This window comes from Roseovarius sp. MBR-51, from assembly GCF_053628575.1.
Window position 1 is genome coordinate 14,298 of the sequence record NZ_JBRJGQ010000009.1, and the last position, 13,164, is coordinate 27,461.

The 13,164-nt window shown below is 62.4% G+C and carries 14 protein-coding genes and 1 tRNA gene; 6 read left to right on the forward strand and 9 right to left on the reverse strand.

From position 1 onward, the window contains the following. Positions 1-10 precede the first annotated feature (10 nt). From ACSSVY_RS14235 to ACSSVY_RS14245, 3 genes are all read left to right on the forward strand, one after another. Positions 11-859, forward strand: a complete 849-nt coding sequence (locus ACSSVY_RS14235; protein WP_454270238.1) for a MerR family transcriptional regulator — start codon at positions 11-13, stop codon at positions 857-859. A gap of 67 nt (positions 860-926) precedes the next feature. Then, a tRNA-Pro gene (locus tag ACSSVY_RS14240) sits at positions 927-1,003 on the forward strand. Between the two features lie 78 nt (positions 1,004-1,081). Then, positions 1,082-2,155 carry a 2'-deoxycytidine 5'-triphosphate deaminase gene (locus ACSSVY_RS14245; protein ID WP_454270239.1) on the forward strand — a complete coding sequence of 358 codons (1,074 nt, stop codon included), beginning with the start codon at positions 1,082-1,084 and terminating at the stop codon, positions 2,153-2,155. On the opposite strand, the gene ACSSVY_RS14250 is transcribed toward ACSSVY_RS14245, so the two are convergent. The 7 genes from ACSSVY_RS14250 to ACSSVY_RS14280 all read right to left on the reverse strand — a co-directional run bounded on the left by ACSSVY_RS14250 (position 2,152) and on the right by ACSSVY_RS14280 (position 8,943). Beyond that, positions 2,152-2,328 carry a hypothetical protein gene (locus ACSSVY_RS14250; protein ID WP_454270240.1) on the reverse strand — a complete coding sequence of 59 codons (177 nt, stop codon included), beginning with the start codon at positions 2,326-2,328 and terminating at the stop codon, positions 2,152-2,154. The two genes, ACSSVY_RS14245 and ACSSVY_RS14250, sit on opposite strands and share 4 nt — an antisense overlap. A gap of 130 nt (positions 2,329-2,458) precedes the next feature. Continuing rightward, on the reverse strand, positions 2,459-3,118 hold the full coding sequence (gene scpB / locus ACSSVY_RS14255) for an SMC-Scp complex subunit ScpB (protein WP_454270241.1): 660 nt from the start codon (positions 3,116-3,118) through the stop codon (positions 2,459-2,461). A 4-nt stretch (positions 3,119-3,122) separates the two neighbouring features. Next, positions 3,123-3,911, reverse strand: coding sequence for a segregation and condensation protein A (locus ACSSVY_RS14260; RefSeq protein WP_454270242.1), 789 nt, complete (start codon positions 3,909-3,911; stop codon positions 3,123-3,125). After that, complete coding sequence (gene nagZ, locus ACSSVY_RS14265; RefSeq protein WP_454270243.1) at positions 3,904-4,932, reverse strand: beta-N-acetylhexosaminidase; 1,029 nt, start codon at positions 4,930-4,932, stop codon at positions 3,904-3,906. The genes ACSSVY_RS14260 and nagZ overlap by 8 nt, the downstream gene beginning before the upstream one ends. Next, positions 4,908-5,852 (reverse strand): SPOR domain-containing protein, encoded by a 945-nt coding sequence (locus ACSSVY_RS14270; RefSeq protein ID WP_454270245.1) that lies wholly within the window; start codon positions 5,850-5,852, stop codon positions 4,908-4,910. The genes nagZ and ACSSVY_RS14270 overlap by 25 nt, the downstream gene beginning before the upstream one ends. Positions 5,853-5,926: 74 nt before the next feature. Beyond that, complete coding sequence (gene argS, locus ACSSVY_RS14275) at positions 5,927-7,672, reverse strand: arginine--tRNA ligase (protein WP_454270247.1); 1,746 nt, start codon at positions 7,670-7,672, stop codon at positions 5,927-5,929. A 101-nt stretch (positions 7,673-7,773) separates the two neighbouring features. Then, positions 7,774-8,943: a deoxyguanosinetriphosphate triphosphohydrolase gene (locus ACSSVY_RS14280; protein ID WP_454270249.1), complete on the reverse strand. Its 1,170-nt coding sequence runs from the start codon at positions 8,941-8,943 to the stop codon at positions 7,774-7,776. 78 nt (positions 8,944-9,021) lie between these two features. Between ACSSVY_RS14280 and ACSSVY_RS14285 the strand changes: the two genes are divergently transcribed. After that, a complete protein-coding gene (locus tag ACSSVY_RS14285) occupies positions 9,022-9,345 on the forward strand; it encodes a HesB/IscA family protein (RefSeq protein ID WP_009819020.1) in 324 nt (107 codons plus the stop codon). Between the two features lie 61 nt (positions 9,346-9,406). Next, complete coding sequence (gene xth, locus ACSSVY_RS14290) at positions 9,407-10,189, forward strand: exodeoxyribonuclease III (RefSeq protein ID WP_454270250.1); 783 nt, start codon at positions 9,407-9,409, stop codon at positions 10,187-10,189. 80 nt (positions 10,190-10,269) lie between these two features. Here xth and ACSSVY_RS14295 read toward each other — a convergent pair whose 3' ends face one another. Both ACSSVY_RS14295 and dksA read right to left on the reverse strand, forming a co-directional pair. Further along, a complete protein-coding gene (locus ACSSVY_RS14295) occupies positions 10,270-11,442 on the reverse strand; it encodes an FAD-dependent monooxygenase (protein WP_454270477.1) in 1,173 nt (390 codons plus the stop codon). Positions 11,443-11,533: 91 nt separating this feature from the next. Continuing rightward, a complete protein-coding gene (gene dksA, locus ACSSVY_RS14300) occupies positions 11,534-11,989 on the reverse strand; it encodes an RNA polymerase-binding protein DksA (protein ID WP_454270252.1) in 456 nt (151 codons plus the stop codon). A 158-nt stretch (positions 11,990-12,147) separates the two neighbouring features. Between dksA and ACSSVY_RS14305 the strand changes: the two genes are divergently transcribed. Further along, entirely contained in the window at positions 12,148-12,987 is an 840-nt protein-coding gene (locus ACSSVY_RS14305) for an AAA family ATPase (protein WP_454270254.1), read from the forward strand. The last annotated feature ends 177 nt before the right edge of the window (positions 12,988-13,164 follow it).

The window sequence follows — 13,164 nt, forward strand, 5'->3', positions numbered from 1 at the left end:
ATCGCCGCCCATGGGCAAAGCCGCCGACGCCTTTAGAACCATAAGCGAAGTCGCGGATTGGCTTGAGGTGCCGGCGCATGTGCTGCGGTTCTGGGAAAGCAAGTTCACCCAGATCAAGCCGGTCAAGCGCGCCGGTGGAAGACGCTATTACCGTCCGGCAGACATGACCCTGATTGGTGGCATCAAAGCGCTCCTGCATGATCAGGGCATGACCATCAAGGGCGCGCAAAAATATCTCCGCGAGAACGGTATTCAACACGTATGCGGACTGTCGCCGCCCTTGGACGACGAGTCCACGGGCGAGATCAGCGGCATTGCACTCGATGTCGAAACGGCACCCGCTCGCCCCGCCGACGTGCTGACATTCGCACATCCCGGACACCAAGAGCCGGAGCCGGATTCCGGGCCTGCAGACGCGATTGATGATCTTCCGGAAGCGGTCGAAGATGAGAGCGATGGCTCCCAGACGGCAGATCACGCGCGGGCCGAACCGACCGAGCACTCCGCCAACCGTGACGCCGAGCCAGAGCCTGTCACGGCAGAGGACGAACCCGTATCAGCACACGAACCAGAACCAGAACCCGCAGCCGAGCCGGCTGACCTCCCTCTCTCCGCGCCTGTCCCGGTCCAGACGCCAGAGGCCACGGAGCCTGTGGAAGCCGACACCACCACCCCGCCAGAGCCCTTCACAGAACCCGATCTCCCCGCAGATCCGAGCGACGCCCTCGCCGCCGCCCCCGGTCTTCTGACCGTGCTCAGCACCCTGCCCCGGCCCGTATCCCCGGAATTGGCCCGCCGCCTTGCCCCGCTCGTCGCAGCTCTCCGGGCGCATGCGGCCTCTCACGCCAAAGACCGGTAAATCCCTGCGCAATTTCGGGATTTCCCTCTTGCCCCTGCGGACAAAATCGCTATGAACAGCCCATCGTCGGGCTATAGCGCAGCCTGGTAGCGCGTCCGTCTGGGGGACGGAAGGTCGCAGGTTCAAGTCCTGCTAGCCCGACCAAATTTACCGACGATTCCGCCCGCCTCGGCCCCTCGGGCACCCTGACCAGAATGCGGGGCGCAAAAAGAGGGGGCAAAGATGACCGGGGTTCTTTCCAGCCAACAAATCCACGCCATGATCGACACCGGCACCCTGTCCGGCACACCCGCAATCCTGCCCGAACAGATCCAGCCTGCCAGCCTTGACTTGCGTCTCGGTCAGATGGCCTACCGTGTGCGGGCCTCGTTTCTCACCGGAACCGAGCGCACCGTCGCCGACAGGCTGGCCGAGTTTGAAATGCACCGCATTGACCTCGACGCCGGGGCGGTGCTGGAAAAAGGCTGCGTTTACGTAGTCCCCTTGATGGAATCGCTCGCCCTTCCCCTGGGCGTACAGGCCGTTGCCAATGCCAAGTCCTCAACCGGTCGGCTCGATCTCTTGACCCGCCTCATAACCGACAGCGGGGTCGAGTTTGACCGCGTGGCCCCCGGCTATGCCGGTCCCCTCTATGCCGAGATTTGCCCGCGCTCCTTTTCCGTGCTGGTGCGCCCCGGCATGCGTCTCAACCAGATCCGCTTTCGCGCAGGTCAGGCCGTGCTCTCGGATGACGCCCTGCGCACGCTCCACGCCCAAACGCCTCTGGTGGATGGGACAGCCATGATCGACGAGGGGCTTGGCTTTTCCGTCGATCTGCGCCCTGCCACCGGCACGCTGGTTGGCTACCGCGCCAAGCCGCACACCGGCGTGATCGACCTTGACCGGATCGGCCATTACGATCCCGCCGCCTATTGGGAAGAGGTGCATTCCGACAACGGCCAGATCATCCTCGATCCCGGTGCCTTTTACATTTTGGTAAGCCGCGAGGCGGTGCATATCCCCCCCGAATGCGCCGCCGAAATGGCCCCCTATGTGGCCATGGTGGGTGAATTCCGGGTGCATTACGCAGGTTTCTTCGATCCCGGCTTTGGCCATGCTGCCGCAGGGGGCACCGGCTCTCGCGGCGTGCTCGAAGTGCGCTGCCACGAGGCGCCTTTCGTGTTGGAACATGGCCAGATTGTCGGACGCTTGGTCTATGAACACATGGACCGCGTGCCCGATCAGCTCTACGGTGCCGGCATAGCGTCAAACTATCAGGGTCAGGGCCTGAAACTCTCCAAGCATTTCAAGGCTTAAAAGCGCCCCATCTTGCGGCCGATCTTCATCACCTGCCGCCCACGCTGCACGGTCTTGCGTGCCGCCGCGTCATCGCCGCCGCTCATCTTCTTGCTCACCGCCGTCATACCGCCGCGCATCACCCTTTGCAGGATCATGCGAACCACCATGTTGATCATCTGATTGGCGTTCATCGCACCACTCCTCTTGCTGCCTCTTGCACCGACATAACCCTGAAACTTGCCAATTTCAGGGCAGACCGGGCGTGTTTTTCTTTTTCTTGGCCCAAATACACTCGCCGGAGGCGCCGACCATCCAGCACCCTCAATCCTCGAACAACTCGTTCTGCCCCGGCGCGCCCTCGTCCTCGTCACCGTCCTCGCTGCCCATCGTCGGCATCGTTCCCGGCGGCGGGCGATTGTCCAAGAGGCCAGCGGCGCGCAATTCCTTGAGCCCCGGCAGATCGCGCGCGCTCTCCAGCCCGAAGTGATCCAGAAACTCCTGCGTGACGACAAATGTCACCGGGCGTCCCGGCGTCATCTTGCGCCGCCCGAACCGGATCCATTCCATTTCCAGCAGTTGATCCACCGTCCCCCGGCTGACTGCCACACCGCGAATTTCCTCGATCTCGGCGCGCGTCACGGGTTGGTGATAGGCGATGATCGCCAAGGTCTCGATCGCGGCCCGGCTCAGCTTGCGACTCTCAATGGTCTCACGACTCATCAGATAGCCCAGATCAGGTGCCGTGCGGATGGCCCAGGCATCCCCCGCCTTGACCACTCGGACACCGCGCCCCTCATACCGCTTGCGCAGATGAACGAGCGCTTCTGCGGGGTCGCAGCCATGCGGCATCCGTTCGGCCATGTCACGCGTCGTAAGCGGTTCGGCGCTCGCAAAGAGCATCGCTTCAATCATCCGTTCCTGCTCTGCAAGAGGAGGTGCCTTGAACAGACTTTGCTCTTTTTCTTCCGATACTTCTGACATGCTCTTAATCCTTGCGCCTGAGCTCGATGGGCGCGAAAACCTCCGCTTGCCGCAGTTCCGCCCGTCCCTCTTTGACCAATTCCAATGCCGCGGCAAAGGTCGAGGCCGTGGCCGAACGGCGACGTCCGGGATCAGAGGTAAATCCCTCCGGTAAATAGCTCACGATATCCGTCCAGGTGCCGGCAAAGCCAATCAGCCCCCGCATCCGCTCCAATGCCTGCTCCATCGTGAACAGCGCGTCACGATCCATCACAAAGGGCCGGAATTCGTCGCGCGTCCTGATCCTTGCATAGCCCTGCATGAGATCAAGCAGCGTCGCCGTATAGGTCACACGCCGCAGCCGCGCCACATCCTCGGGAATACCGCGCGCAAAGAAATCGCGCCCCAGCCGGTCGCGCCCCATGAGGCGCGCCGCGCAATCGCGCATCGCCTGTAACCGCTCCAATTGAAAGGCCAGATGCGCCGCCAGATCCTCGCCCGACGGCCCGTCCTCCGTCGGGTCAGGCGGCAATAACAACCGCGATTTGAGAAAGGCGAGCCAGGCCGCCATCACCAGATAATCCGCCGCCAATTCCAGCCGCAGCGCCTTGGCTTGCTCGACAAAGGCCAGATATTGCCGCGCCAGTTCCAGCACCGAAATCTTGCGCAGATCCACTTTCTGCGTCCGACTCAGCGTCAGGAGCAGGTCCAGCGGCCCCTCAAACCCATCCACATCGACAATCAGCGCCTCAGCCGCCAGCCGCTCGGCCACATTGACCGGCCTCTCGTCCCTGTCGAAATCGTCCTCAACCATGCGAACACCCGCCCATCAGCGCATCAAGCTGTGCCGAGAGGGCGGAAATGTCAATCTCTTGGGGGGTCTCGCGCCATGTCAGCGCCCGCTCCGCGCGGGTCTGCGCGGCATCGGTCATCTCACCCGCCGCCTCGGCCACCGTCGTCCGTTCAGGCAGCGTGCCGTTGCAATGCAGGATCACATCACAGCCAGCCTCGAGTGCCGCACGCGACAGCTCCGGCAGCGTCCCCCTCAGCGCCTTCATCGAAATGTCATCGGTCATGATCAGCCCGTCAAAGCCGATCTCATCCCGGATCACCCGCATCATCGGCGCGGACAGCGTCGCAGGTGCGTCATCAATCGCGGTATAAACCAGATGCGCGGTCATCCCGAGCGGCAGGTCATTCAATGCCTTAAACGGTGCAAAATCCGTGGCTTGCAGGTCACTCTTCACAGCTGTCACCACCGGCAGATCATGGTGGCTGTCGGCCTCGGCGCGGCCATGTCCGGGGATATGCTTCACCACCGGCAATACGCCCCCGTCCAGAAGACCATTCGCCACCGCACGTCCCAAGGTTGCGACCGTATGGGGATCAGTGCCATAGCAGCGATTGCGCAGGAACGGATGCGTCGCAGGCCCCGCCACATCCACCAGCGGTGCGCAATTGCTGTCGATCCCAAGCGCGTGCAACTCCGCCGCAATCAAGCGATAGCGCAGATACATCGCTTCCGCCGCGCCCGCGCCTGCCGCCTCGGCCTGATCCAACGCCGCGGGCCACTCCCGCCAGAGCGGCGCGCGCAGACGCTGCACACGGCCCCCTTCCTGATCAATCGTGATCATCGCCTCATGCCCCGCAGCCTCGCGCATCTCAGAGCACAGCGCGCGCACTTGATCCGGGCTGTCGATATTGCGGGCAAAGAGGATGAATCCAAACGGGCGCGTATCGCGAAACAGCGCCTTTTCATCTACCGTCAGTCGCAGACCCTCCGAGTCGAGGATCGTCGCCCCAAACCGCGTCACCGCGTGACCACCGGGATACATTCGGCGCGTTCCGCAACCAGCGCCGAACAGAACCGCCGTGCATCGCCCAAATCGGCAAATCCCATGGCCCGCAGCCGGTAGAACGTGCGTCCGCCGCTCTCGGCGCGCTGGATAACCCGTTGTTTTCCGTCTAGAAAATCACCGAACCGCCCCGCCAGCCGGTCCCATTCCGCGCGCGCCACCTCTGCCGAATCAAAGGCCCCCAACTGCGCCAGCCGCGTGCCAAGCGGGATCGTGTCGGCATCCACCTCATCCGACGGGACAGACTGTGCCGCCGCCACTGCAAGCGCAATCGCCTCGGGAACCGAGGTCAACGAGGCCGGTCGCGCGCGCGGGCGCGTCACCGCGCTCGCGGTGTCCACCACAGCCACCTCGGCCTCACCCTCCGGGGCATCAACCGCCTCCGGGCCAGTGACCTCTTCTTCCAACGGGGCCATCGGCGACGCACCGGCCGCGATTTGATCTGCAAGCGCCAGAATAGAGGCATTGCGCAACTGTTCCGGCGCGGCGCTTGGATCGCTCTCCGCTGCCTCAGCCGTGGGCCGTTCCGCGGCCTCCTCCTCCGCCACTTGGGTAAGTGGCGCAACATCGTCCAGCGACAATTCAAGCGGTGGCGGGGCCAAAACCAGTCGATCCGCCGGGGCCGCCGCAATCCCCTCTGCGGCCACCGCATTGACCGCCAAACCCTGATGCGCAGCCGCATCGCCACCGGGATCGGCGGGGGCCTCCCGCATTGGGCCTTCAGCCGCGCGCACCACGGGCACGCCGGACACATCGCGCATGACCATCTTGTATCCCCAGACGCCCACGCCCGCGATCAGCGCGATCGACAACGCCGCGCCAGTCAGATTGGTCAGCCTGACAATGAAACTCGTCCGCTCAGGCCCCGCTTCGGGCCGTGCATAGTGCATATCTGCCATGGTCCGCCTCTTGCTCTCCGGCGATACATGGTCGCCGGGGATGTACTGTTCTGCCTCACCCCCGGCTTGGTGCGTTAGCGCATCTCTTCCGCCGGAGTGACCCCAAGAATACCAAGACCTGCGGAAATAACAACGGTTACAGCACGCGCAAGGGCGATTTTCGCCTGCGATGTGGCCACATCGCCCTCTTGAATGAACCGCAACGACCCATCGTCATTGCCCCGGTTCCAGAGGGCATGCAGATCCGACGCCAGATCATAGAGATAAAACGCCACGCGATGCGGCTCATTGGTGCGCCCGGCAATCTCGACCAGACGCGGCCATTCGGCGATCTTGCGTGCGACGTTCAACTCTGCCTCGTGGGTCAAGCCAGAGAGATCGGCTTGCGCCAGCGTGGCATCATCCACCGCGATCCCGGCCTCCGCAGCCTTGCGCAGCACCGAATTCACCCGCGCATTGGCATATTGCACATAGAACACCGGATTGTCCTTGGATTGCTCCAACACCTTGTCGAAATCGAAATCCAAGGGCGCATCGTTCTTGCGCGTCAGCATCACAAAGCGGGTCACATCGGCCCCCACCTGATCCACCACATCGCGCAGCGTGACAAAGGTGCCCGCGCGCTTCGACATCTTGAACGGTTCACCATTCTTGAAGAGCTTGACCAGTTGGCAGAGCTTGATATCGACCGGCACCCGGCCATTCGACAGCGCCGACACCGCCGCCTTCATCCGCTTGACATAGCCGCCATGATCGGCACCAAACACGTCGATCAAGAGGTCAAACCCCCGGCTGATCTTGTCGTAGTGATAGGCAATATCGGGCGCGAAATAGGTCCAGCCACCATCCGATTTCATGATCGGGCGGTCCACATCGTCGCCATGTTCGGTGGATTTGAATAGCGTCTGTTCGCGCGGCTCCCAATCCTCGGGCATCTTGCCCTTGGGCGGCTCCAGCACGCCGCGATAGATCAGGCCCTTACCGCGTAAATCCTCAATCGCCGCCTCAATGAGGCCCGTACCATAAAGCGACTTTTCCGAATAGAATACGTCCATCTCGACGCCAAGCGCTGCCAGATCCTCGCGGATCAGCGCCATCATCCGATCGGTGGAAAAATCCCGGATCGGCTCCAGCCAGACATCCTCGGGCTGCCCGACATAGGCATCGCCCACCTCCGCCTTGAGCGCCTCACCCACGTCGATCAGATAATCCCCGGGATAGGTGCCATCGGCAAAGGCCACCGCCTGCCCATGCGCCTCAAGATACCGCAGATAGACCGACCGTGCGAGCACATCGACCTGCGCGCCACCATCGTTGATGTAATATTCGCGCGTGACCTCATAGCCCACGAAATCCAAAAGGCTCGCGAGAGCGTCACCAAACACAGCCCCCCGCGTATGGCCCACGTGCAGCGGCCCCGTGGGGTTGGCGCTGACAAACTCCACGTTGACGCGGCGCCCTTGTCCCATGGTCGAGCGCCCGAACGTGACGCCCTGCTGCAACGCTGCGCGCGCCACGTTTTGCCAGAGTAGCGGTGAGAGCCGCAGATTGAGAAACCCCGGACCTGCCACCTCGACATGCTCGATGCGGGGATCATCGCCCAGCCGCGCCGCAAGCGCTTCTGCAATCTCGCGCGGCTTGAGGCCCGCAGGCTTTGCCAGCACCATCGCCGCGTTGGTCGCCATATCACCATGTGCCGCATCACGCGGCGGCTCGACCGTGACATTGGCCAGATCCAGCCCTTCCGGCAATTGGCCCCCGGCCTGCATCGCGGCCAGCGTTTCCACGACGAGGGCACGCATATCGGTAAAGAGGTTCATAAAAGCTTTCCTTGCTGCATTGCGGTGGGTTACTCAACGGCGAGAGGCGCGTCAATCACAAGCCTTGCCCACCCTTGGACCAAAGACCGGATCGCAACGCGCTAAAGCCCCTCTCTGTCCGCAATCAGATCGGGATTGCCCGTCAGCCGCGCGTGTTCCTGAAGCGCGAAACGATCCGTCATGCCAGCGATGTAATCACTCACCAACCGGGCGAGAGCCGTTTCATCTTCAGCCTGCGCCACATCCTTGCGCCATTCCTCCGGCAGGTGCTGCGGCGCATGCAGGTAATGCGGAAAGAGGTCACTCACCACGACATGCACATGGTCGCGCATCGCAATGACCTCGGGCGCGCGGTACATGCGGGCAAAGAGAAAGCCGCGTATCGCCTTGAGATCCGCCCACAATCCGTCCGAAAACCGGATCACCGGTCGCCCGATATGGCGCACCTCAGCCACCGTTTCAGGTCGCGCATGTGTCAGGGCCGCGCGCGAACAGTCGATCACGTCGCCCACCATCACCCCGAACACCCGGCGCAAGGCCTCATGCCGACGCCTCTTGGCGTCCAGCCCCGGATAGAGCCGGTCCACCTCGGCATAACAGTCGCCCACGATGGGCAGGCTCGCAATCTCCTCATCGGTGAACAGCCGCGCGCGCAGCCCGTCATGCAGGTCGTGATTGTTATAGGCGATGTCATCCGAGAGCGCGGCCACCTGCGCCTCGGCGCTGGCGTGGGTGTGCAACTCCAGATCATGCCGCGCGTTGTACTCCGCCAGCGCATAGGGCAGCGGCCCGGCTACAGGCCCATTATGCTTGGCCAGCCCCTCCAGCGTCTCCCATGTCAGGTTGAGCCCGTCGAACGCGGCATAATGCCGCTCCATCGCGGTCACGATCCGCACCGCCTGCGCGTTGTGATCGAACCCGCCGTAGGGCGCCATCAGCGCATTCAGTGTATCCTCGCCCGCATGGGCAAAGGGCGGGTGCCCGAGATCATGCGCCAGCGCCACCGCTTCGGTCAGCTCGTCATTCAGTTCGAGCGCCCCGGCAATCGTGCGCGCAACCTGCGCCACCTCGATGGAATGCGTGAGCCGCGTGCGGAAATAATCGCCCTCATGCGCGACAAAAACCTGTGTCTTGTGCTTGAGCCGCCGAAACGCACTGGAATGGATGATCCGGTCGCGATCGCGCTGAAAGGGTGAGCGAAAAACACTCTCCTCTTCAGGTACCAAACGCCCCCGGATCGCCGTGGGATCAGAGGCATAAAGAGCGGTCATGCGGGATATCCTTGTCGCCAGAGGCCATGGACCATATATTGCAGTTGAACCGAAACGTAAAACACCCCGGAGCCCGCCATGCAACTTCCGCCCAAGGTGACCCATCGCGCCTTTGCCCGCCTCGCCGAAATCGGCGCGGGGGATCAGGGACAGGCCCTCCGCGTCGCGGTTGAGGGCGGCGGCTGCTCCGGGTTTCAATACGAAATCCGGCTGGATCAACCTGCGGCGGACGACCTGATTCTCGAAGGTGAGGGGCAAAAAGTGGTCGTGGATTCCGTATCCCTGCCCTTCTTGTCCGGGGCGACGATTGATTTCAGCGAAGAATTGATCGGCGCGCGCTTTGTGATCGACAATCCAAATGCTTCCTCCTCCTGCGGTTGCGGCACCTCGTTCTCGATGTGACCGCTTGTCACCCCCGCGCCCCTGCGCGATAGAGGATCAAACGACAACACGGGGCCGCGCCATGAAAATCGCCACGTTCAACATCAACGGCATCAAGGCCCGGATCGACGCCCTGCCCGCTTGGCTTGATGAGGCCGCCCCCGATGTGGCCCTCCTGCAAGAGATCAAATCCGTCGATGACGGCTTTCCGCGCGAAATCTTCGAGGATCTCGGCTACAACGTCGAAACCCACGGGCAAAAGGGCTTTAACGGCGTGGCGATCCTCTCGAAACGCCCGCTCGAAGATGTGACGCGCGGCCTGCCCGGTGACGACACGGACGAACAGGCCCGCTGGATCGAGGCGACCGTCATGGGAGACCGCCGCGCGCTGCGCCTCTGCGGTCTTTACCTACCCAATGGCAACCCGACGCCGGGACCAAAATACGATTATAAACTCGCTTGGATGGAACGCCTGCAGGCCCGCGCGCGCGATCTTCTCGCCAGCGAAGAGCCGGTCCTGATGGGCGGCGATTACAACATCATCCCGCAGGATGAGGACGCGGCCCGCCCCGACGCGTGGCGCGAGGATGCGCTCGCCCTCCCCGAGAGCCGCGCCGCCTTTCGCCGCATCCTCAATCTGGGCTTCACCGAAGCGTTCCGCGCGCGGGTGCAGGGTCCGGGGCATTACACCTTCTGGGATTATCAGGCCGGGGCTTGGAACAAGAATGACGGCATCCGTATTGACCACTTTCTGCTCAGCCCGCAAGCGGCGGATTTGCTGACTGACTGTGGCATCGACAAGGAAATCCGCGCCCGAGACAAACCCTCAGATCATGTTCCGTTGTGGGTAGAAATCGACGCCTGAAATCCGTCGCTACGGCAAGTCGTTGGAATTGATCTTGAGCGGTCATTTGGCATGCGACCCGCGCCTCTGAGGTGCCCCCCTCACCCCGCCTTGCGCGTCACATCATGCCCATACAGCCAGTCAAACTGTCGTATCATTCGGTCAGGGGCAAAGGCCCCCCCTGCCCGCAGCGCGGTATGCGCGGCCCATCTGAGCGGTGGAAAGCTCAGGTGGTATTTCCACGCATTGCGATTGGCCGCCTCGACCACCCGGCGCACCCGCGCCTCGCGCCTCTCCTGATACCGGCCCAAGCCCTCCGCCAGCCCCTCGGCCTCGCTCAAGGCATCGACCAGCACCCAGGCATCCTCGAGCGCCATCGACGCCCCCTGCGCCATAAACGGCAAGGTGGGATGCGCGGCATCGCCCAAGACCGCCAATCCGTCGCGCTGCCAGACCCGCGCCACCGGATGCCGGAACAAGCCCCAGAGATGCACCTCTTCAACCGCCGCCAACATCGCCTGAACCTCTGACCCGAAATCGCCAAAGGCCGCCCGCAACGCCAACGGATCATCCGTTTGACTCCAGCTTTCTTCGGTCCAGGCGGCCCGTTCCTGCACCGCAACCAGATTGAGCAACGTGCCACCGCGCAGCGGATAGCTGACCACATGGCGCATCGGCCCCATATGCACCTGCGCCTCGGGACCGCGCCCCCAAAGGTTGGGTACCACCGCCCGCCACGCCACCTGCCGGGTAAAGAACGGCGCCACCGTGCCGTTGAGCGCGCGCCGCACCACCGAATGCAACCCATCCGCTCCGATCACCAGATCCACATCGAGGCTCGATCCATTGGCCATCCGCACCACGGGTCGCGCACCATCCTCGACTGCCGCCACCCGTTGCATCAGCCGCAGTTTAACGCCCGCAGCGCGCGCACCATCGGCAAGACTGTCAATCAGATCCGCACGGTGAATGAAATGATACTCCGGCCGCTCCAGCGTCGTCAGATCGAGCCGCAGCACCTCTCCGCCACGATAATCGCGCAGGCTGACCGCCTGTGCCTGCACCGAACGCGCCTGCAACACCTCCTCCAGCCCGAGCGCGCGCAAGACCGCGAATCCGTTGGGGCTGATCTGCAATCCCGCCCCCACTTCGCTGATCTCGGGGGCCTGCTCCAGCAGCGTTACATCCGCACCGCGCAGGCAAAGGGCGCGGGCCACAGCCAACCCACCAATTCCGGCCCCGATGACCGCTATGCTCAGCCCGTCCAACGTCATGCGCATGTCTTGATACGAAACGCGCCGGGAGGAAAGTCCCGGCGCGTCATTTAGATCAAATTTCATCCCGGGCCTGTAACCCCTTGCTCGTCTAGTCGTCGCGATGCACCTTTTCGCGCCGTTCATGGCGTTCCTGCGCTTCAAGCGTCATCGTGGCAATGGGCCGCGCATCCAACCGCTTGAGGCTGATCGGCTCGCCGGTCATTTCACAATAGCCGTATTCGCCGTCCTCGATCCGGCGCAGCGCCGCATCAATCTTGGACACCAGCTTGCGCTGACGATCCCGCGTTCGTAGTTCCAGAGCCCGGTCGGTTTCCTCGCTGGCGCGGTCTGCAACATCGGGAATTGCCCGCGTGCCGTCTTGCAACCCTTCGATTGTCTCCCGGCTGCCTTCCAGCAGCTCCAATCGCCAGGCCATCAGCTTGCGCCGGAAATACTCCATCTGCCGAGCGTTCATGAACGGCTCATCCTCGGCAGGTTGGTAATCATTGGGCAGAAATACTTCCGCTTTCATCTCGATCCCCTCATCAAAGCCAGTGTCTGGCATAATGAACTCCTCAGACATTCGGCGCCCCATGCGCGGTGATCTACACGCCACTTCATAGAATGTCACTAGGCAATCACGCGGCATTGATGTGAATTGTCGAACGGTCTAGTTTAGCGCGGAACACTGCGCGATTGCGCTGCAAGAGGATTAAAAAACCGATGAAATTCAAAGGCACCGATGCCTATGTCGCGACTGATGACCTGACCGTCGCGGTCAATGCCGCCGTCACGCTGGAACGCCCCCTGCTGGTCAAGGGCGAACCCGGCACAGGCAAGACCGAACTGGCCCGGCAGGTGGCAGGCGCGCTCGGTTTGCGCCTCATCGAGTGGAACATCAAATCCACCACCAAGGCACAACAGGGGCTCTATGAATACGACGCCGTCAGCCGCCTGCGCGACAGCCAGTTGGGCGAGGCGCGGGTGCATGACGTTGGCAACTACATCAAACGCGGCAAACTTTGGGAGGCCTTTGCCTCGGATGAAAAGGTGGTGCTGCTCATCGACGAAGTGGACAAGGCCGATATCGAGTTTCCCAATGACCTCTTGCAAGAACTCGACCGCATGGAATTCCACGTCTATGAGACCGGCGAGACGATCCGTGCCCGCCATCGCCCGGTCATCATCATCACCTCGAACAACGAGAAAGAATTGCCCGATGCGTTTCTGCGCCGCTGCTTCTTTCATTACATCCGCTTTCCCGATCCCGAGACCCTAAAGCGGATCATCGAAGTGCATCACCCCGGCATCAAGACCGCGCTGCTCACGACCGCCCTCACCCAGTTCTTTGAGATTCGCGACCAGCCGGGCCTCAAGAAGAAACCTTCCACCTCCGAGGTTCTGGACTGGCTCAAACTCATCCTCGCCGAGGATCTCTCGCCCGAAGACTTGCGGCGCGACGGGGCCGATGCTCTCCCGAAACTGCACGGTGCCTTGCTCAAGAACGAGCAGGATGTGCATCTCTTCGAACGCCTCGCCTTCATGGCGCGCCGTCAGCGGTAAGGTCAAGCAAGTCAGGTATCTGATTTACAAAGAAAAACAACCGTGACATGTATCGGCATTCGTGGTAAAATGTGGGTGCCACAATTTTGCCTCAAATGCTCCTTACGCGGAACAGGATGAACAGGAATTCTGCCCCCAACCCGGCTAAGGCCGTGGCAGAGAAAAGGCGCGGTTCGC

Bases quoted from the DNA above. Each gene is read 5' to 3' on its own strand.
- scpB (WP_454270241.1), bottom strand. From the start codon at position 3,118: ATGTCAGAAGTATCGGAAGAAAAAGAGCAAAGTCTGTTCAAGGCACCT.
- ACSSVY_RS14250 (WP_454270240.1), bottom strand. From the start codon at position 2,328: ATGAACGCCAATCAGATGATCAACATGGTGGTTCGCATGATCCTGCAA.
- ACSSVY_RS14295 (WP_454270477.1), bottom strand. From the start codon at position 11,442: ATGACGTTGGACGGGCTGAGCATAGCGGTCATCGGGGCCGGAATTGGT.
- ACSSVY_RS14260 (WP_454270242.1), bottom strand. From the start codon at position 3,911: ATGGTTGAGGACGATTTCGACAGGGACGAGAGGCCGGTCAATGTGGCC.
- ACSSVY_RS14270 (WP_454270245.1), bottom strand. From the start codon at position 5,852: ATGGCAGATATGCACTATGCACGGCCCGAAGCGGGGCCTGAGCGGACG.
- ACSSVY_RS14280 (WP_454270249.1), bottom strand. From the start codon at position 8,943: ATGACCGCTCTTTATGCCTCTGATCCCACGGCGATCCGGGGGCGTTTG.
- nagZ (WP_454270243.1), bottom strand. From the start codon at position 4,932: ATGTATCCCGGTGGTCACGCGGTGACGCGGTTTGGGGCGACGATCCTC.
- argS (WP_454270247.1), bottom strand. From the start codon at position 7,672: ATGAACCTCTTTACCGATATGCGTGCCCTCGTCGTGGAAACGCTGGCC.
- dksA (WP_454270252.1), bottom strand. From the start codon at position 11,989: ATGCCAGACACTGGCTTTGATGAGGGGATCGAGATGAAAGCGGAAGTA.
- ACSSVY_RS14245 (WP_454270239.1), top strand. From the start codon at position 1,082: ATGACCGGGGTTCTTTCCAGCCAACAAATCCACGCCATGATCGACACC.
- xth (WP_454270250.1), top strand. From the start codon at position 9,407: ATGAAAATCGCCACGTTCAACATCAACGGCATCAAGGCCCGGATCGAC.
- ACSSVY_RS14285 (WP_009819020.1), top strand. From the start codon at position 9,022: ATGCAACTTCCGCCCAAGGTGACCCATCGCGCCTTTGCCCGCCTCGCC.
- ACSSVY_RS14235 (WP_454270238.1), top strand. From the start codon at position 11: ATGGGCAAAGCCGCCGACGCCTTTAGAACCATAAGCGAAGTCGCGGAT.
- ACSSVY_RS14305 (WP_454270254.1), top strand. From the start codon at position 12,148: ATGAAATTCAAAGGCACCGATGCCTATGTCGCGACTGATGACCTGACC.